Origin of the sequence: Flavobacterium sp. N1719, assembly GCF_025947045.1 — a bacterium.
Lineage (GTDB): Bacteria > Bacteroidota > Bacteroidia > Flavobacteriales > Flavobacteriaceae > Flavobacterium > Flavobacterium stagni.
Genome location: NZ_CP109993.1, coordinates 965,069 through 983,721, shown reverse-complemented (window position 1 = coordinate 983,721; position 18,653 = coordinate 965,069). Strand labels below are relative to the sequence as shown.

The 18,653-nt window shown below is 37.8% G+C and carries 18 protein-coding genes and 1 tRNA gene; 6 read left to right on the top strand and 13 right to left on the bottom strand.

Going from position 1 to position 18,653, the window contains the following annotated elements; translation table 11 throughout:
- Positions 1 to 20: 20 nt before the first annotated feature.
- The gene (gene rpmA, locus OLM45_RS04005; RefSeq protein ID WP_264512178.1) at positions 21 to 281 is read left to right on the top strand and encodes a 50S ribosomal protein L27; all 261 of its coding nucleotides are present in this window, start codon (positions 21 to 23) and stop codon (positions 279 to 281) included.
- 135 nt (positions 282 to 416) lie between these two features.
- Here rpmA and accC read toward each other — a convergent pair whose 3' ends face one another.
- The 6 genes from accC to pdxA form a co-directional block, all read right to left on the bottom strand.
- Positions 417 to 1,763: an acetyl-CoA carboxylase biotin carboxylase subunit gene (accC, locus tag OLM45_RS04000; protein ID WP_129460129.1), complete on the bottom strand. Its 1,347-nt coding sequence runs from the start codon at positions 1,761 to 1,763 to the stop codon at positions 417 to 419.
- A gap of 75 nt (positions 1,764 to 1,838) precedes the next feature.
- On the bottom strand, positions 1,839 to 2,321 hold the full coding sequence (gene accB, locus OLM45_RS03995) for an acetyl-CoA carboxylase biotin carboxyl carrier protein (RefSeq protein ID WP_264512176.1): 483 nt from the start codon (positions 2,319 to 2,321) through the stop codon (positions 1,839 to 1,841).
- 24 nt (positions 2,322 to 2,345) lie between these two features.
- Entirely contained in the window at positions 2,346 to 3,344 is a 999-nt protein-coding gene (locus tag OLM45_RS03990; protein WP_264512174.1) for a beta-ketoacyl-ACP synthase III, read from the bottom strand.
- 140 nt (positions 3,345 to 3,484) lie between these two features.
- The gene (gene rpmF / locus OLM45_RS03985; RefSeq protein ID WP_129460132.1) at positions 3,485 to 3,679 is read right to left on the bottom strand and encodes a 50S ribosomal protein L32; all 195 of its coding nucleotides are present in this window, start codon (positions 3,677 to 3,679) and stop codon (positions 3,485 to 3,487) included.
- Positions 3,680 to 3,687: 8 nt separating this feature from the next.
- Positions 3,688 to 4,227, bottom strand: coding sequence for a YceD family protein (locus OLM45_RS03980; RefSeq protein ID WP_264512918.1), 540 nt, complete (start codon positions 4,225 to 4,227; stop codon positions 3,688 to 3,690).
- A 77-nt stretch (positions 4,228 to 4,304) separates the two neighbouring features.
- Entirely contained in the window at positions 4,305 to 5,369 is a 1,065-nt protein-coding gene (gene pdxA / locus OLM45_RS03975; protein WP_264512171.1) for a 4-hydroxythreonine-4-phosphate dehydrogenase PdxA, read from the bottom strand.
- A 65-nt stretch (positions 5,370 to 5,434) separates the two neighbouring features.
- Here pdxA and OLM45_RS03970 point away from each other — a divergent pair, with 65 nt between their 5' ends.
- Positions 5,435 to 6,028, top strand: a complete 594-nt coding sequence (locus OLM45_RS03970; protein ID WP_264512169.1) for a riboflavin synthase — start codon at positions 5,435 to 5,437, stop codon at positions 6,026 to 6,028.
- Between the two features lie 410 nt (positions 6,029 to 6,438).
- On the opposite strand, the gene OLM45_RS03965 is transcribed toward OLM45_RS03970, so the two are convergent.
- A tRNA-Ile gene (locus OLM45_RS03965) sits at positions 6,439 to 6,512 on the bottom strand.
- A 72-nt stretch (positions 6,513 to 6,584) separates the two neighbouring features.
- A complete protein-coding gene (mce, locus tag OLM45_RS03960; RefSeq protein WP_264512167.1) occupies positions 6,585 to 6,986 on the bottom strand; it encodes a methylmalonyl-CoA epimerase in 402 nt (133 codons plus the stop codon).
- A gap of 104 nt (positions 6,987 to 7,090) precedes the next feature.
- On the opposite strand from mce, the gene rbfA reads away from it, so the two are divergent.
- Positions 7,091 to 7,483, top strand: coding sequence for a 30S ribosome-binding factor RbfA (rbfA, locus tag OLM45_RS03955; RefSeq protein WP_129460136.1), 393 nt, complete (start codon positions 7,091 to 7,093; stop codon positions 7,481 to 7,483).
- The gene (locus OLM45_RS03950) at positions 7,484 to 8,683 is read left to right on the top strand and encodes an ABC transporter permease (RefSeq protein WP_264512165.1); all 1,200 of its coding nucleotides are present in this window, start codon (positions 7,484 to 7,486) and stop codon (positions 8,681 to 8,683) included.
- Here the strand turns inward: OLM45_RS03950 and dusB are convergent.
- The gene (gene dusB, locus OLM45_RS03945) at positions 8,680 to 9,669 is read right to left on the bottom strand and encodes a tRNA dihydrouridine synthase DusB (RefSeq protein ID WP_129460137.1); all 990 of its coding nucleotides are present in this window, start codon (positions 9,667 to 9,669) and stop codon (positions 8,680 to 8,682) included. The genes OLM45_RS03950 and dusB overlap by 4 nt on opposite strands.
- Positions 9,670 to 10,011: 342 nt before the next feature.
- Between dusB and lepA the strand changes: the two genes are divergently transcribed.
- Positions 10,012 to 11,808 carry a translation elongation factor 4 gene (gene lepA / locus OLM45_RS03940; protein WP_129460138.1) on the top strand — a complete coding sequence of 599 codons (1,797 nt, stop codon included), beginning with the start codon at positions 10,012 to 10,014 and terminating at the stop codon, positions 11,806 to 11,808.
- A gap of 272 nt (positions 11,809 to 12,080) precedes the next feature.
- Positions 12,081 to 13,139 (top strand): thiamine-phosphate kinase, encoded by a 1,059-nt coding sequence (gene thiL, locus OLM45_RS03935; RefSeq protein WP_264512163.1) that lies wholly within the window; start codon positions 12,081 to 12,083, stop codon positions 13,137 to 13,139.
- Here the strand turns inward: thiL and OLM45_RS03930 are convergent.
- From OLM45_RS03930 to OLM45_RS03915, 4 genes are all read right to left on the bottom strand, one after another.
- Positions 13,136 to 13,804: a response regulator gene (locus OLM45_RS03930; RefSeq protein WP_264512161.1), complete on the bottom strand. Its 669-nt coding sequence runs from the start codon at positions 13,802 to 13,804 to the stop codon at positions 13,136 to 13,138. The genes thiL and OLM45_RS03930 overlap by 4 nt on opposite strands.
- Before the next feature lie 20 nt (positions 13,805 to 13,824).
- Positions 13,825 to 15,867, bottom strand: coding sequence for a tetratricopeptide repeat-containing sensor histidine kinase (locus OLM45_RS03925; RefSeq protein WP_264512160.1), 2,043 nt, complete (start codon positions 15,865 to 15,867; stop codon positions 13,825 to 13,827).
- A gap of 81 nt (positions 15,868 to 15,948) precedes the next feature.
- Complete coding sequence (locus OLM45_RS03920) at positions 15,949 to 16,236, bottom strand: hypothetical protein (RefSeq protein WP_264512158.1); 288 nt, start codon at positions 16,234 to 16,236, stop codon at positions 15,949 to 15,951.
- Positions 16,237 to 16,478: 242 nt separating this feature from the next.
- Positions 16,479 to 18,464 (bottom strand): sensor histidine kinase, encoded by a 1,986-nt coding sequence (locus OLM45_RS03915; RefSeq protein ID WP_264512156.1) that lies wholly within the window; start codon positions 18,462 to 18,464, stop codon positions 16,479 to 16,481.
- Positions 18,465 to 18,653: the final 189 nt, after the last annotated feature.

The window sequence follows — 18,653 nt, the reverse complement described above, 5'->3', positions numbered from 1 at the left end:
ACTTATAAAACCAAAACATCATGGCTCACAAGAAAGGTGTCGGTAGTTCTAAGAACGGTAGAGAATCAGAGTCGAAACGACTTGGTGTAAAAATCTATGGTGGCCAAGCGGCTATCGCAGGTAACATTATCGTTAGACAACGTGGTTCTAAACACAACCCAGGTGAAAATGTGTATATGGGGAAAGACCATACATTACACGCTAAGGTTGATGGAATTGTAAAATTCCAGAAAAAAGGGGACAATAAATCATTTGTATCTATTGAACCATTCCAAGCTTAATACTTTGTATTAGAATATAAATTAACCCGTTCCTTTGGAGCGGGTTTTTTTATTCTTTTAAATTATTATTTGCTTAAAAAAGAAAATGAAATTTGGAGTAGAGCAAAAAAAACCACCTCGAAAGGTGGCTTTATTTTAATTGGGATCTTTCATTTTGAATGATTCCATGAATTTTGTGGTGTAATTACCCGCTACATAATCCGGTTCATCCATCAATTGACGGTGGAAAGGGATTGTGGTTTTGATGCCTTCAATATAAAACTCATCCAAAGCGCGTTTCATTTTGTTGATAGCTTCTTCACGAGTTTGTGCCGTAGTAATCAACTTCGCAATCATGGAGTCATAGTTCGGCGGAATCGTATACCCTGCGTAAACGTGCGTATCTAAACGAACTCCATGTCCGCCTGGCGCATGCAATACAGTGATTTTTCCTGGTGAAGGACGGAAGTCATTATACGGATCTTCCGCATTAATACGACATTCAATTGAGTGCAATTGTGGTAAATAATTTTTACCAGAAATCGGCACACCCGCTGCTACTAATATTTGTTCACGAATTAAGTCGTAATCAATTACTTGCTCCGTAATAGGATGTTCTACTTGGATACGGGTATTCATCTCCATAAAGTAGAAATTACGGTGTTTATCCACCAAGAACTCAACCGTTCCAGCTCCTTCATACTGTATAAACTCTGCAGCTTTTACAGCGGCATCTCCCATACGTTGACGTAAATCGTCCGTCATAAATGGAGAAGGCGTTTCTTCCGTTAATTTTTGGTGACGACGTTGTACAGAACAATCACGTTCTGACAAGTGACAGGCTTTACCGTAAGAATCACCTACTACTTGAATTTCAATATGACGAGGTTCTTCAATCAATTTTTCCATGTACATACCATCGTTTCCGAAGGCAGCAGCTGCTTCTAATCGCGCACTTTCCCAAGCTTTTTCAAGCTCTTCTTCTTTCCAGATAGCACGCATTCCTTTACCACCACCTCCGGCAGTAGCTTTCATCATCACCGGATAACCGATTTCTTTCGCTACAACTTTTGCTTGTTCAAAAGATTCTAAAATCCCATCTGAACCCGGTACACAAGGCACGCCCGCCGCTTTCATAGTCGCTTTTGCAGTTGCTTTGTCTCCCATTTTTTCAATCATTTCAGGAGAAGCACCAATAAACTTGATGCCGTGCTCTTGACAGATTTTAGAAAATTTTGCATTTTCCGAAAGGAAACCATATCCTGGGTGAATTGCATCTGCATTGGTAATTTCTGCAGCCGCAATAATATTGGACATTTTTAAATACGACAGATTACTAGGTGCAGGTCCGATACAAACCGCTTCATCTGCAAACTTCACGTGTAAACTTTCCGCGTCAGCTGTAGAATAAACCGCAACGGTTTTGATTCCCATCTCACGACACGTACGAATTACGCGCAAAGCGATTTCGCCTCTATTGGCAATTAATATTTTCTTGAACATCCTGTTTCAATTTAAATTAAACATAGATTTGAACACGACACACGAATCCTGTGTACGTATTAAAATCACAACAAATTAAGACGGATCTACCAAGAATAACGGTTGATCAAACTCTACTGGAGACATATCGTCTACCAAGATTTTTACGATTTTTCCAGAAACCTCTGATTCGATTTCGTTGAATAATTTCATCGCTTCAACTACACATAGTACATCTCCTTTTCCAATGGATGTTCCTACTTCAACGAATGCAGGTTTATCGGGAGCTGGTTTACGGTAAAAAGTTCCGATCATTGGTGATTTAATAGTGATATATTTCGCATCATCGGCTGCTGGTGCGGCTGCTACAGGAGCTGGTGCGGCTGCTACAGGAGCTGGTGCGGCTACTTGCGTCATCACAGGAGCTGCAGGTGCAGACTGTACATAAGTAATATCAGGAGTATTCCCTTCTAGGGTAGTACGGATGGTAATTTTCACATCACCTGTTTCCAATTTAACCTCAGCAACACCCGAGTTGGATACGAATTTGATTAGATTTTGAATCTCTTTTAAATCCATAGTTCTTTCGTTTTAGTTATCGTTTTATTGTTTGTTGTATGCCCATTTTAAGTAAATAGCCCCCCAAGTGAAGCCACCACCGAATGCCGCAAAAATCAGATTATCTCCTTTTTTCAACTGACTTTCATAGTCAGATAATAACAACGGTAAAGTTGCTGAAGTTGTGTTTCCATAGCGCTGGATGTTAATCAACACTTTTGATTCATCCAATCCCATACGTTGGGCAGTTGCATCAATGATGCGACGATTAGCTTGGTGGGCAACCAACCAATTGATATCATCGTGTGTCAAATTATTGCGTTGCATAATTTTTTCACTCACATCTGCCATGCCTGAAACTGCGTATTTAAATACGGTTTTCCCATCTTGGAATACAAAATGTTGTCCGTTTTCTACAGTATCTTTTGAAGCGGGAAGGATAGAACCTCCTGCGTCAATTTTTAAATATTCGCGCCCAATTCCGTCAGAACGTAAAAATTCATCTTGTAAGCCTAAGCCATCTGTATTGGGTTCAAATAAAACCGCTCCACCACCATCGCCAAAAATGATACAAGTAGCGCGATCGGTGTAATCAATAATGGATGACATTTTATCGGCACCAATCAATAACACTTTTTTATAGCGTCCTGATTGAATATAAGCGGAAGCCGTAGACATCCCGTAAAGAAAACTTGAACAGGCGGCTGACAAATCAAAAGCGAATGCATTGACTGCACCAATTTGAGAAGCCACATAGACTCCGGTTGAAGCCACAGGCATATCGGGTGTAGCCGTAGCCATAATGATTAAGTCAATCGTTAACGGATCGATATTATTTTTTTCTATAAGATTTTGAGCGGCTTTTATCGCCAAATAGGAAGTTCCTTTTCCGGGCTCTTTTAGCAATCTTCTTTCTTTAATTCCGGTACGCGTAGTAATCCATTCGTCGTTGGTGTCAACCATTTGTTCTAATACGGCATTCGACAAAACGAAATCCGGAACATAAGAGCCTACGGCTGTAATAGCGGCGGTAATTGTACTCATAGTCTAATTTAATAGTCCTTGAAAATCAGAAATTTTCAAAGGGTGGAAATTACAAAAAAATATTGAGTTATTCTTTATCTACTGAAAAAACAAAAAACTCCCACATAGGTGAGAGTTTGATGGAATTTTTTCCGTATATATTAAGCCTCAGCTACTGATTTATCAATAACTACTTGCCCTCTGTAATACATTTTACCTTCATGCCAGTAAGCTCTGTGGTACAAATGAGCCTCACCAGTCACAGGACATGTAGCGATAGTAGCTACAGTAGCCTTGTAGTGAGTTCTTCTCTTGTCTCTTCTGGTAGATGACTGTCTTCTCTTAGGATGTGCCATTTTTTATATTATTTATCCGTTAATAGTTGTTTTAATTTATCCCATCGGGGATCTGTATTTTCTTCTTTAATCTCTTCTTTTACTTCTTTGACCGAATTTACCGACAATCGCTCTAATGCTTCATTCTTAAGTGTCCCTTCTTTTACTCCAGGATGCACTCGCTTTTGCGGCACAGACAACACGATTAACTCGTATACATATTGTGTAATGTCAATTTGATGTTCGCCATGCGGCAAAATCAATAACTCTTCATTTTCATTATTAAAGGCATCTCCAAACTTAACCAACAGTTTTATAGCACCTTTAATTGGCAAATCAAACATTTCTCCTGTAACATCACAGGGTACAAAAACAGTACCTTTATGTTTGAGCGTCATTTCCATAAAAGTAGTCTTCTTATCTAAGGTTACTTTTACATCAACGGCACAATTTTCAAAATCACAATACTCGTATGCGTCAAAGAACTTCTGTGTAATTTGATAATCAAATTGGTGTTTTCCCAATTTTAACCCTGTGAAAGGAATTAAAAAATCATTCGTAACTTTCATCATTTCACCAATTTGCCAAAATTGAAGCCTCAACTTTGGGAGTGCAAAGATATAAATTTATCTCAAATCCAAAAGGGTTATGCCCCTTTTTTTGATTCCAATTGTTTTTCTTTGATTTTCAGCGGGTTTTTCGACCATTCTTGAAACTCTTGACGGGCTCCATAAATATCAATGGCCTTATACACTGCTTCTTTAAAAGAGGATGCATCGGCTTGATTTTTTCCTGCAATTTCAAAGGCTGTTCCATGATCAGGTGAAGTGCGAATTTTATCCAAACCTGCCGTATAATTCACCCCTTGTCCAAAAGACAAGGTTTTAAACGGAATTAATCCTTGATCATGATAGGATGCTATTACTGCATCAAACTTTTCATGTTGCCCCGAACCAAAAAAACCATCGGCAGAGTACGGCCCAAAAGCCAAAATGCCTTTGTCAAACATTTTTTTAATAGCGGGTTTTAAAATCTCTTGATCTTCTTTTCCTATCACGCCATTATCCCCGGCATGTGGATTTAAACCCAACACAGCAATTTTAGGGCGATTAATACGAAAATCTTGTTTTAATGTATGGTAAATGGTTTCAATTTTTTGAATTACACGCGCTTCTGTAAGGTGTTTTGAGACTTCATTCACTGGAACATGATCGGTCATCAAACCCACACGCAATTGATCATGCACCATTAGCATTAAGGCATCTCCTTTCAATTCTTTATCCAAATAATCGGTATGCCCTGGAAAAGCAAATCCTTCCGACTGAATATTATATTTATTAATAGGTGCTGTTACCAAAGCATCTATTTCATTCTTCTTCAAGGCTTCGGTAGCAGCTTTAAAGGATTTAATCGCATACGCTCCTACTTCATCACTCAACTGACCAAATTGAATATCAACGGCTTCTTTCCAAACATTCAACACATTCACTTTACCTACCACCAACTGATCTATGCGATCAATACCATGCAATGGCAATTCAGAATTCATGGTTTTCTTAATAAAAGACAGAATTTTTACATTGGCAAAAATCACTGGCGTACACAATTCCAACATACGTGTATCCTCAAAGGTCTTTAACACCACTTCACTGCCAATACCGTTTAGGTCTCCGATAGATATTCCAACAATTATAGATTCTGCTTTTTTCATGCGCTTTTGAAGTCGGTTTTTATTGCGTACTTTTGAAGGGCAAATTTAGAAAATAAAAACGACAAATGTTTACAGGAATCATAGAAACCCTAGGAACAATCACGGCATTAGAAAAAGACCAAGAAAACTTGCACATTACCGTGTCTAGCTCCTTAACTCAAGAATTGAAAATTGATCAAAGCGTTGCACATAACGGCGTTTGTTTGACCGTTGTTGCTATTCAAGATAATCAATATACGGTTACCGCTATTCAAGAAACGCTTTTAAAAACCAATTTGGGTGATTGGAACGTGGGCGATAAAGTGAATTTGGAACGTGCCATGAAATTGGGTGATCGATTGGACGGACATATTGTTCAAGGCCATGTAGATCAAATAGGATTTTGCAAAGAAATCAAAGAGGCAAAAGGTAGTTGGTATTTTACTTTTGAATACGATGCTTCTTTATCCAATATCACGATAGAAAAAGGCTCTGTAACCGTCAATGGAACAAGCTTAACCGTTGTTGATTCAAAGGAGAACGAATTTAGTGTAGCAATCATTCCCTATACTTATGAACACACTAATTTTCATACGTTTGAAATAGGCACCAAAATAAACTTGGAATTTGATGTAGTTGGTAAATATGTCTCCCGACTCTTTGGCCTGCACAAAGGATAATACTAAAAAACAAAAGCTTCAAGAATTACTTGAAGCTTTTTTTATTTTATTGATTTTATAAAAAGCATAAAAAAGTGACGACACAAACAAAAATACCACTCCTTCATCTACGGGTAAACCCGGTGGTGGGGGCGGAATCGGGGCCGGTGGATTCGGGGCAGCAAACGTTAAGTTTCCACTCAGAATCGCTACCATAAGCAGCAATACTTTCGTCAGGTCGATTTTCATAGGGCGTAAAAGTATAAAAAAAATCGCTTTGTCAAAATTTTTTATATCATATTTTGGGACAATTGTTTAACTATTTACAATTCGTTAAACTTTCCTCATACTTTTTTATATAAACGTAAAAATATCATTTTTGGTTTACAACGAGTAAAAAAAAAGACTCCAAATTTGGAGTCTTTTTGTTGTGGTCCCACTTGGGCTCGAACCAAGGACCACCTGATTATGAGTCAGGTGCTCTAACCAACTGAGCTATAGGACCGGTTTTGAGGATGCAATAATACTACTATTTCTGCTATTCTGCAAGCACTCACTCCCATATATTCATAAGAATTTATCCTGCATCTTGACAAAGCTCAATGAGCACACCTTGAGTGGACTTGGGGTGTAAAAAAGCAACTAATTTGTTGTCTGCTCCACGTTTAGGTACTTCATTTAACAAAATAAATCCTTCTTTTTTGAGTCGCTCCATCTCAGATAGTATATCTTCTACATCAAAAGCGATGTGATGGATGCCTTCGCCTCTCTTTTCGATAAACTTAGCGATCGGACTATCCTCTCGAGTTGCCTCAAGCAATTCAATCTTATTGGGCCCATTCATAAAAAAAGAAGTTTTAACACCTTCACTCGCCACTTCTTCCTCTTTATAAGCAGGAACACCCAACAATTTTTCAAACAAACTATTCGATTCACTCAAAGATTTTACGGCAATGCCAATATGTTCAATTTTTCTCATCGTATTTCATTTGCCACAAAGATAAAAATAGCTCAAGGAAGTTTCACTGATTTTTATCAAATCCGTAAAAATTCAAATTCAGATTAAAGTTGTATTTTTGCCCCATGGAATCGAATAGACAAAAAAAAATAGGCAGTGTATTGCAAAAAGATTTAGTAGATATCTTACAAGGTGAGGTGCGCAAAAACGGCATCACCAATTTGATCATCTCGGTTTCTAAAGTAAATGTAACTACTGACCTATCGATTGCTAAAGTGTTCTTGAGTGTTTTCCCCGCTGAAAAAGGTCCGGAACTGTTAACCGCCATTCGCTCCAATACTCCTTTGATCAAACACGATTTGTCCCAACGGGTGAAATTGCAATTGCGCAAAGTGCCCAATTTGATTTTTTACATTGACGACTCCTTAGAATATATTGAACAGATTGATCGCGCACTTTCCGGTGAAGAAAACCCGATTGAAAACCGTGAACTTTTAGCCAAACGCAAAAAATCGTAAGTGAATATTTCGCTCTACATCGCCCGTCGGTATTTATTTTCATTGAGTAAAAACACCTCAATCAATATAATTACGGGTATTGCTTCTTTGAGTATCATTGTAGGCGCTATGGCTTTGTTTGTTGTACTCTCCGTTTTTAGTGGTTTACGAACCTTTAGCCTTTCCTTTTCCAACGACTTGGATCCCGACTTGAAAGTGGCCGCAAAAAAAGGCGAATATTTTTCAATCCCTCCTCAACAAGAACAAAAAATTCAAAAAATTGACGGCATTGCACATTGCAGTAAAGTCATTGAAAAAAGGGTACTGTTTTTATTTGATGGTAAATCCCAATTTTCGTATTTAAAAGGAGTAGATGCTCAATTTAATTCGGTTTCTAAAGCTTCACAAAAATTATTTTCTGGGCAATGGCTTCAGCCCGATACCTATCAAGTAGTGATTGGTTATGGAATGTCCAATAAACTTTCGTTGGGATTAATGGACTACAACAATCCATTTGAAGTATATGCTCCCAAACCGGGGACAGGCGACTTAAGCTTGAATCCCGAAGAATCGTTTTCGCATATTGTGTTGTATCCCGTCGGAATTTATGCCATCAATGAAGAATTGGACTCCAAATATGTGTTTGCCAATTTGGGAATGGCACAAGAATTATTGCAATTGCCTCCCCATCAAGTGACCCACTTGGAAATTGAACTACAACCCAATGCGGATGAGCAACACGTTATTCATGAATTAAAAAAACTAATACCTAATATAGACGTTAAAAATAGAGCCCAACTGAATGAGACCTTATATAAGATGTTGAATTCAGAAAACATCGCCGTCTATTTAATTTTTACCTTGGTCATCATAATGGCGCTATTTAGTTTGGCCGGCGCTTTAATTATGATGATTTTGGATAAAAAAGGCAACTTGAAAACGCTGTATAATCTGGGTGTCGAAGTTAGACACCTGCGCCGCATCTTCTTATTGCAGGGCACTTTGTTGAGTATTTTTGGGGGGATTGTCGGACTCGGTTTGGGTTCGCTTTTGGTGTATTTACAAGAAAAGTACGCCTTGATCATGATTACCCAATCCCTTGCCTACCCAATTGAGTTCCACTGGAACAATTTGTTCTTGGTTTTTGCCACAGTAGTGGCGTTAGGTGGCATTTCCAGTTGGATAGCCAGCAGTCGCGTTTCTAAAAAAATCCTGGATTAAATCACCAAACCCGTAAACGCTTCGGTAATGTCTTCAAAAACTTGAAGCAAATCGTCACGACCGTCTGTAGTGACCAATCGGGTTTTGTATTCTTTAAAATTGGGAATACCTTTGAAATAATTGGTGTAATGGCGGCGCATTTCGACAATGCCTAATCGCTCCCCTTTCCATTCCATGGACCACAACAAATGATTACGGGCAGCTTCTACACGATCTTTGATAGTAGGCACCGGTAAATGTTCGCCCGTCGCAAAATAGTGTTTGATTTCGTTAAAAATCCACGGATAACCAATCGCAGCACGACCAATCATAATGCCGTCAAGGCCGTATTTGTGCTTATATTCCAAGGCTTTTTCGGGAGAATCAATATCGCCATTTCCGAATATCGGGATATGAATTCGCGGGTTGTTTTTGACGCGTGCAATGTGCGACCAATCCGAATGTCCCTTATACATTTGTGCGCGGGTGCGACCGTGAACCGTCAATGCTTGAATGCCTACATCTTGTAAACGCTCTGCGACTTCGTCAATATTGATCGAATTCTCGTCCCAACCCAAACGGGTTTTTACGGTTACGGGCAATGACGTACTTTTAACCACTGCCTTGGTCAAGCGCACCATCAAATCCACATCTTTCAACACGCCAGCACCAGCACCTTTACACACTACTTTTTTTACGGGACACCCAAAATTGATATCCAACAAATCGGGTTGGACCGTTTCTACGATTTTGGCACTCATCGCCATCGCTTCTTCATCACCTCCAAAAATTTGGATACCGACAGGACGTTCGTAATCGAAGATATCGAGTTTCATCCGACTCTTAATCGCATCGCGGATGAGTCCTTCCGAGGAAATAAATTCTGAATACATCAAATCGGCGCCGTGGGCTTTACACAAACGACGGAATGGCGGATCACTCACATCTTCCATAGGTGCTAGTAACAACGGGAAATCCGGGAGTTCAATGTTTCCGATTTTGACCATAATGCATGTATTTCAGGCTGCAAAAATAGGATTATTCTAGGATTAATAAAGTGAAAATCAATTGAAAAGAAGTTAAACATTTGTGAATCAATTGATAAACCCATTAGAAATGCCGAAAAATATACGCTTGTAATCCTTTGCAATCCTCTTGATATTCTAAACTTTGCGTTATATTTGCACGATGTTGCGCTAGGGATTGCAGCAAAGTACCCCGCCGTAGCCGTTAGGCAGGCGTGTACTGCGGAAAGCCCGGTGAGGAGGGACGACGAGAGCGCCCTACTTATTATTCTTAATTTTGAATTCTAAATTTTAAATTTTAGCGCCAAAAAAGGACTATTGAAGATGAAGAACATTCGTAATTTTTGCATTATTGCTCACATTGACCACGGAAAAAGCACGCTGGCCGACCGATTATTGGACCAAACCCAAACGGTAACTGCCCGTGAAGCCCAAGCGCAATTGTTGGACAATATGGATTTGGAGCGTGAACGTGGGATTACCATTAAGAGTCACGCCATTCAAATGGAATACACCCACAAAGGGGAAAAATATATCTTGAACTTGATTGACACGCCCGGTCACGTGGACTTTTCGTATGAAGTTTCACGTTCGATTGCGGCTTGTGAAGGAGCATTACTAATTGTAGATGCAGCCCAAAGTATTCAAGCCCAAACGATTTCCAACCTGTATTTGGCGTTGGAAAACGACTTGGAAATCATCCCAATTCTGAATAAAGTAGACTTACCCAGTGCCAATCCGGAGGAAGTGAGCGACGATATCGTGGACTTGTTGGGTTGTAAATTGGAAGATATTATTCATGCTTCGGGGAAAACCGGTTTTGGTGTGGATAAAATTCTAGAAGCCATTGTAGACCGCATTCCGGCACCCAAAGGCGACAAAGACGAACCGTTGCAAGCGTTGATTTTTGACTCGGTGTACAATCCGTTTCGTGGAATCGAAGTAATTTTCCGAGTGAAAAATGGCGAAATTCGCAAAGGTCAGAAAATCAAATTCATGTCGACGGGCAACGAATACTTTGCCGATGAAATTGGAACTTTGAAGTTAAATCAAGTCCCAAAAGACGTGATTAGCTGTGGTGACGTAGGCTATTTGATTTCTGGAATTAAAGAAGCTAAAGAAGTAAAAGTAGGTGACACGGTTACCGATGCCAAAACGCCTACTACGAATATGATTCACGGATTTGAAGACGTGAAACCTATGGTATTTGCCGGAATTTATCCCGTAGATACCGAAGATTATGAAGACTTGCGTGCTTCCATGGAGAAATTGCAGTTGAACGATGCTTCGTTGGTATTTTCACCCGAGAGTTCAGCCGCGCTTGGCTTTGGTTTCCGTTGTGGATTTTTGGGCATGTTGCACTTGGAAATTATCCAGGAGCGTTTGGAGCGCGAGTTCAACATGACCGTAATTACTACGGTTCCCAACGTATCGTACTTGGCGTATACCAAAAAAGAACCGGAGACTCCTATTATTGTAAACAATCCCTCCGACTTACCCGAACCGTCCAAATTGGAGCGCGTGGAGGAGCCGTATATCAAAGCGACCATCATCACCAAATCCGATTTCGTGGGTAACGTCATGAGTTTGTGTATTGAAAAACGCGGCATTATTACGAATCAAACGTATTTGACTACTGAGCGTGTGGAATTGAACTTTGACATGCCGTTGGCGGAGATTGTGTTTGACTTTTACGACCGTTTGAAAACGGTTTCCAAAGGGTATGCGTCGTTTGACTACCACCCGATTGGCATGCGCACGTCGAAATTGGTGCGTTTGGATGTCTTGTTGAATGCGAATTCAGTCGATGCTTTGTCGGCCTTGATTCACGAAGATAATGCGTACCATATTGGGAAGAAAATGTGTGAGAAATTGCGCGAATTGATCCCGAGACAACAGTTTGATATTCCGATTCAAGCGGCGATTGGTGCGAAAATCATCGCTCGTGAAACCATCAAAGCGTTGCGTAAAGACGTAACAGCAAAATGTTACGGAGGGGATATTTCGCGTAAGCGTAAATTGTTGGAAAAACAAAAAGCCGGTAAGAAACGTATGCGCCAGGTGGGGAATGTAGAAATTCCGCAATCGGCGTTTATGGCGGTGTTGAAGTTGAATGATTAATCATTTTAAATTCTAAACTCTAAATTCTAAATTTATAAGGAAGTTCGGTTTTGGCCGGACTTTTTTTATGGCAGCAAGCGGCTCTGCTTCTTCGGAAAGTATCACCCGCTCTTCGCTGTATCTGCGGCCTCCCCTTTATGGGTCGGCCGCAGGATGCCGCTGCGATCGGGGCTGAATTCACGAACCATTTTCAAATCGAATAATCCCTTAATGTGCAACTTGGATATGCAGGGTGCTTATCGTACCTTTGCTCCAAATAAAACACAAAAAACATGTTAGAAGACAAAGCGCCACAACGAACCCCTTTATCGCAATTTGGCGAATTTGGATTAATCGCTCATCTTACTGAAAAAGTGGAAGTTAATCAGCCAACCACCCTAAAAGGAATTGGCGACGATGCAGCGGTTTTACGCTTTGAAAACACCTCAACAGTTGTCTCAACAGATTTACTTGTAGAAGGTGTTCATTTTGATTTATCCTACATGCCGTTAAAGCATTTGGGATACAAAGCCGTGGTGGTGAATGTCTCTGATATTTGTGCGATGAACGCAACCCCGACACAAATTACGGTATCCATTGCCGTTTCCAATCGGTTCCCTGTGGAAGCGTTGGAAGAATTATACGAAGGGATTCGTTTAGCCGCCAAAACCTATAATGTAGATATTATCGGTGGCGACACAACTTCTTCTCAGAAAGGAATGATAATTTCGATTACCGCCATTGGTGTAGCCCAGGAAAACGAGTTGGTGTACCGCAGCGGTGCCCAAGAAAACGATTTGATTGTAGTAACGGGCGATTTGGGCTCGGCCTATATGGGCTTGCAAGTTTTGGAACGCGAGAAACAAGTATTTCAAGTAAATCCGCTGAACCAACCCGACTTGGACAATTACACCTATTTGATTGAGCGCCAGTTAAAACCTGAAGCGCGCACCGATATTAAAGGATTGTTAGCGCAATTGGAAGTGCAACCTACTGCGATGATTGACATTTCCGACGGACTTTCTTCTGAGTTGATTCATTTGTGTAAAAACAGCGGAACTGGGTGTAATTTATTTGAAGACAAACTGCCGCTTGACCCACAATTTATCAGCACTTGCGAAGAATTTAATATTGACAGTACAACCTTAGCCATTAATGGTGGCGAAGACTATGAATTGTTGTTTACCATTAACCTTTCCGACTTTGACAAAATCAAAGGCAACCCCAATTTGACGGTGATTGGACACATGACAGCCGCCAACGAAGGCATGCATTTGGTAACGCGCGCCAACACTAAAATTGAATTAAAAGCGCGTGGCTGGAATGCGCTAACGGAAGAAAAACAGGATTAAAGCAACATGCCACGGTCTTTGGCTACGGCAACTAAGGTAGCGTCGTCAGTGCCTGAGATGCCCAATAAATCTTTCATGTTTTCTTTTCGGGTTTTCACCGAGCTGGAGGAAATGGTGATGTAAAGTGGAATGTCGTCGTAGTTAATCCCTTTATTGAGGTAGTGTAATATTTGACGGTCGATGACGTCTACGTATACTTTTTCTTTTTGTTGGTTGTTCAAAAACTTGATTACTGAATCGCTGTAATAGGTTTCCCCTTGAATAATTGACGTTAACGCCAAAATCATACTGTCGAAAGTCAAGTCATTTTTAATGACCAATCCAACCGGGTTGATTTCCTCGATAATAGACTGTACTTTCAAACTTTCCGAGTGCATGGTTAACAAAGCAATCTTACAGGAAGGCATGGTTTCGATTAGTAATTTCGCCAAATCTTCACCGGTATGGATATTTTTTTCGGGATATTCAGGCATACTAACATCTAGGAAAGCAATATCAAACGGTTGAGCAGCATTGACGATTGTATCATAGCCCGATTTACAGTCGGATGCCTCAATAAAATTAAACGTAAAGGATTTATCAGGGAATAGGTTGATCACATTTTTATACCCTTGAATGATGAACTGGTGATCATCCACGATTAAAATGTTAACAGTTTGGGACATGATTCTAGTTTTGGTTTTTGTTAGTGTTTGATGTTTTTGTGTTCTAAAGGCACCGTTATACTGATTCGGGTTCCTTTCCCGGGTGCTGATTTAATTTCGATAATTCCGTCACTTTCATGGGTTCGCGTCACAATGTTTTTGAGTCCGATCCCCCTACTTTTCTTATCGACTTCAAATCCGTCACCGTCGTCGGTAATGTTGAGTACTAAGTTACCTTTTTTATCTTTACGGAACTCCACTTTGATATTTTTTGCATTGGCATATTTATTTATGTTCTGCAAACACTCTTGTAGAATGCGGTATAAATTAATTTTTGTGGTGTTGGAAAGTAAATCCCAATCGACATTTTCCCCGATGAGCGCATTGAGTTTGGCGGGATTGATTTTGGCTTGTTCTTCGAGTAAATTATTGACGATGGCCACGAAGTTGTTGACCAACACATATTTTTCCCGACTCAATTCATGGGAGATTTCCCGAAGATCTTGTTCGATAATTTTTAATTCTTCAAGACAACGAATCCGTTCTTGAATGGCGGCATCGTCATCGCGGTGATTGAGTCCGTCCAAATTAAGGCGCAACCCGAATAATCGACCGAGAACGCCGTCGTGGAGTTCTTTGGCTATTCGTGTTTTTTCTAGCACACGGCCTTCTTCCAGTTTATTTTGTTGGGAGATGATGAGTTTATAAATATCCTCATTGGCACGCTGTTGGGCTTGGCGCAACAAGAGTTCCCGACTCTTCGCGCGTTGTGCACGCATGAAAAACAACAACGCCCCAATGGCGATGGTCCCGATAAAATAATTGAGGATAGAACGGTTTTTTTGCTCGAGGGAGTCTTTTTGCTGGAGGATTTCTTCGGTTTCGAGTTCGATTTTAGCAAATCGATCCCTTGAGTTTCTTTCAACAGTTTGAAGGCTGTCGTTTAATTTGAACAACTCTTTTGAATATTTTGGCACATTATCAACATCAACAGACGAAGCTTGTTTCAAAGCAAACATAATATTTAATGGACTTTTAGATTCTCTAGCCAATAATATAGCAGTATTTGCATGCTCAAGAGATTTTACTTTATCTTTTAAAGCCCAATAATATTCTGATAAATGAGTATGACTTAATACTTCTCCAGATGCTAAATTCAAGCTATCTCTTATTTTGAGAGATTTTAAAAAGTTATTTTCAACATTATCATATTTTTTTTGTTTAAACTGGACATATCCAATATTATCTAATAGTGTTGAATATAGTTCTGGCTCTAAATTCTTTAGATTTTTAAGATTTAATGCAGTTACATAATTTTTATATGCATTTTCAAAGTCATTAATCTTTTGATAATCATAACCTAAATTATTTAAGCATAAAGCAATATTTAGATCTTTATCAGGAAAATTAGACTCCTTTAAAATTTTGAGTGCTTTATTGTTATAATCTATGGCTTTATCAAAGTCATTTAATTCAGCAGAAACTGCGGCTATTTGACCTAATGTCTCATAGATTTTCCTTTTATCATCAAAAAGCCTAAAATTTCTTAATGCTGCAGCTAGAGATAAATCAGACCCTAAATAATCCCCAATTGCATATTGAACAATTGATTTATTGAATAAAATAACTGCTTGATTAAACTTATCATTTTGTATAATATAAAGTTTCTCTGCTTTTAAATAATAATTAAAAGCGCTATCATACTGTTGTTTTCTTTTAAAATAATTTCCTTTATATCTAAATACTTTAACTATATCTAATGAATCTTTATTTAGTTGAAAAGATTTAATTAACTTATGTGAAATAGTATAAAACTTATCTAAACTATCATTATTATAATATTCTAGAGCAACATCATACATGATTTTACTCGCTTCAATATTGTTTTCTCCAACATTTTGATATACTTTTTTTGCTTTATCTAAAAAAAAGAATTTCTTTTCAGAATTTCTTTTTGACTCTGATAAATAATATTTAATGCTATCTAAGCTTTGACCAGAATAATTAGAATAGATTTTCTTTTCTTTTTTAGTACAACTAAAAAGAAAAAGAAGTGAAAGAAGTAAAAAAAAATTTCTAATCAATTTTTTTGCATTGGATTTTCCAAAAATAAAAAAAACTACCTAAAGAGGTAGTTTTTTGTCGTATATATTAATTAAAAAATATTATTCTCCTGGAAAGGTTTTTTGTCCTCCAATAGCTAACTCGCCTGGAAAAGTTTTTTGACCTCCAATTGCCAATTCCCCTGGAAAAGTTTTTTGACCTCCAATAGCTAATTCCCCTGGAAATGTTTTTTGACCTCCAATTGCCAATTCTCCTGGAAATGTTTTTTGTCCCCCAATTGATAACTCACCTGGGAAAGTCTTTTGTCCCCCAATCTCACTCGGAGTACTGAAAGATGTTAATACCAACATCATTGTAAATAATGCAGAGATAATTGCTGACTTTTTCATAATCGTATGCTTTACTAGTTTTTGTTAGACTTTTTCACAATGTTAAAGCCGGTTTCATTTGGGGGCTTTTCACGATGTAAAACTAGTACAGCTCTTGAGTGTGATTGCTACGATTCTCTCTATATAAAGTGGATGAACGTCATTTGTGAGTGGATGATACCCAAATTTGGGTGAATGACTATTTTTTAAAAAATAGCCTAAAAATGATTCAATTTTTATTTATTTTATTGATTATCAATTATTTATGAAAAAACAGGGGTGTTGATTTGAATTTCTGTGCCTTGATTCCGCTTACTGGTAATCTTCACTTTTGATTGAATTTGCTCTGCCCGTAGATGTATATTCGCCAAACCAATACCCGATATTGAGGAAGAAAAGTCCAATCCTTTTCCATTGTCTTTGATGCGCAAAATGATATTATTGGATTCATACTGGAGTTGGATAAGCACTTGTGTGGCTTTGGCGTGTTTGACCACATTGTGCAAGGCTTCTTGAATAATACGGGTAAATCCCATTTTGATCTCAGCTGACAATTGTTCCCAATCCCAATTGTCTTTTTGCAATTCAATTTGGATATTGTATATCTCTTGGTGGACTTGGATCAATTGTTGAATAATTGGGATTAATAATACGCGTTCATTCGAACTTTGGGCATGTAAATCGTGGGTGAGATTGCGCAATTCCACTTCAATATTCTGAATTGAGTTGACGTTTTGAAGGGCTTCTTTAATGGTTTGCGCTTCTTGATTGAGTTCCAATTTAAACAATTTAAACCGGATGCTGGCCAACTGATTCAAAACGCCATCATGAATTTCCATGGCAATGCGGCGTTGCTCTTTTTGGCGGACCTCAACTTCTAAGGCTTGATTTTGCAGGATTAACTCGTGAATGCGTTCGTTACTCTTTTGGTGTTTCTGCTGAAACTCCATTTTATTATTCATTAACCGGTTGCGGTAGATGATAAACAAAAAGGCAGAAACAAATAAGAGAATGCCGATGGCCCAAACGACTTGATTGCGTTGGTTTTCGGCCTTTTCTTTGGCTTGGGCAATTTGATTCGTCTCGAGTTGGATTTTGTAGAATATATTTCTTGATTTGTCTTCAATCTTATCAATCTTGTTTCTCAAATTTATGTAATTAATTGTATTTGCTTTTGTATTATATTCTAATTGTATTAGTTTTTCCAAAATAAACAACTCACATTTAAGAGCTTTTGCCAATCTACTATACTTTAATGCGTTAACCCCTTTATAGTCAGAAACCTTCTTGTTCTTTAATTTTGTATACAATTCTGATTGCTGAATTAAAACCAAAGACAATTCTTCATAGTTTTTTAACTTTCTAAACACAGTTTCTGCAATTCTAAAATGTTTAATTGCTTGATTATAATTTTTTAAATTAAGATAACAGTGACCTAAATTGGAAATTAAAATACCATAAAGTTCATAATCTTTCTGAATTATCACACTTTTTTTTCGTAGGGCTTTATTAAACAAATCAATTGCTACTTCATATTTTGCTAGATGTTTATATACATTTCCAATATTATTCAGAAATACTTCTCTATGTAAAAAATTAAAATCTAATTTTTCTTTGTTTTTAAGATAATATTCATGAGCTTTTTTATGATAATAAAGGGATAAATAGTAATCTCCCTTACTCATATAGTTATTTCCTAATGCAATACATGAGATATAATAATATTTATAATTATTATTTATTGTTGATAGATTTATTACTCTTTTTAGTTTAATTTCAGAGGTAACATAATTATTAAATTTAGACTCTAATTCAGCCATTCCGTATAATGATGATATAAGAAATTTTATATTTTTAATATTTTCATTCTTTTTCTTAGCCTCATTATAATAAAAAAACGATGAGTCCAAATTTTCAGTTTTTCTAAAATATAATGCCTTATTAATAAGGTACTTAGCATAAATTTTGTCATATCTATCAACAGAACTTTTATCAATCTTTTCAATTATTTCAAATGAAATATGCTTGTAATCAAATTTGTTTGTCTTAGTTAACAAACTATTTAACAAACTTATTCTTGAACTATCTTGCTTGACTGAGTCTATCTTAATAATTAAACTTTTTATTTGTTTTACATTGTTTATCGATTTTTCATTAGAATTAATGATTCCAAATAGTTCAGAATAACTATCTTTTTCCTCACAAGAAACAAACGATAAAAGCACTAAAAGACTGAATAAATAACGCATACTACAAATAAAAAAAGCGGATTATTCCGCTCAAGTTAATTAATCCAAATTAGAAATAAAAATTCAAAAATCTCCTGCTCGGAAAGGCGTAGAAAAAACAAAGAATCCGGGCTTATACAACAGAATTAACGAAAGTGACAAATTCCGAGGCAGGAGATATTGAATTTAAGTTCGGCTTATACCTTTTGA

What these genes read in the sequence shown, in the direction of transcription:
- rpmA (WP_264512178.1), top strand. Translation starts at nt 21, where the DNA reads ATGGCTCACAAGAAAGGTGTCGGTAGTTCTAAGAACGGTAGAGAATCA.
- accC (WP_129460129.1), bottom strand. Translation starts at nt 1,763, where the DNA reads ATGTTCAAGAAAATATTAATTGCCAATAGAGGCGAAATCGCTTTGCGC.
- accB (WP_264512176.1), bottom strand. Translation starts at nt 2,321, where the DNA reads ATGGATTTAAAAGAGATTCAAAATCTAATCAAATTCGTATCCAACTCG.
- OLM45_RS03990 (WP_264512174.1), bottom strand. Translation starts at nt 3,344, where the DNA reads ATGAGTACAATTACCGCCGCTATTACAGCCGTAGGCTCTTATGTTCCG.
- rpmF (WP_129460132.1), bottom strand. Translation starts at nt 3,679, where the DNA reads ATGGCACATCCTAAGAGAAGACAGTCATCTACCAGAAGAGACAAGAGA.
- OLM45_RS03980 (WP_264512918.1), bottom strand. Translation starts at nt 4,227, where the DNA reads ATGAAAGTTACGAATGATTTTTTAATTCCTTTCACAGGGTTAAAATTG.
- pdxA (WP_264512171.1), bottom strand. Translation starts at nt 5,369, where the DNA reads ATGAAAAAAGCAGAATCTATAATTGTTGGAATATCTATCGGAGACCTA.
- OLM45_RS03970 (WP_264512169.1), top strand. Translation starts at nt 5,435, where the DNA reads ATGTTTACAGGAATCATAGAAACCCTAGGAACAATCACGGCATTAGAA.
- mce (WP_264512167.1), bottom strand. Translation starts at nt 6,986, where the DNA reads ATGAGAAAAATTGAACATATTGGCATTGCCGTAAAATCTTTGAGTGAA.
- rbfA (WP_129460136.1), top strand. Translation starts at nt 7,091, where the DNA reads ATGGAATCGAATAGACAAAAAAAAATAGGCAGTGTATTGCAAAAAGAT.
- dusB (WP_129460137.1), bottom strand. Translation starts at nt 9,669, where the DNA reads ATGGTCAAAATCGGAAACATTGAACTCCCGGATTTCCCGTTGTTACTA.
- lepA (WP_129460138.1), top strand. Translation starts at nt 10,012, where the DNA reads ATGAAGAACATTCGTAATTTTTGCATTATTGCTCACATTGACCACGGA.
- thiL (WP_264512163.1), top strand. Translation starts at nt 12,081, where the DNA reads ATGTTAGAAGACAAAGCGCCACAACGAACCCCTTTATCGCAATTTGGC.
- OLM45_RS03930 (WP_264512161.1), bottom strand. Translation starts at nt 13,804, where the DNA reads ATGTCCCAAACTGTTAACATTTTAATCGTGGATGATCACCAGTTCATC.
- OLM45_RS03920 (WP_264512158.1), bottom strand. Translation starts at nt 16,236, where the DNA reads ATGAAAAAGTCAGCAATTATCTCTGCATTATTTACAATGATGTTGGTA.
- OLM45_RS03915 (WP_264512156.1), bottom strand. Translation starts at nt 18,464, where the DNA reads ATGCGTTATTTATTCAGTCTTTTAGTGCTTTTATCGTTTGTTTCTTGT.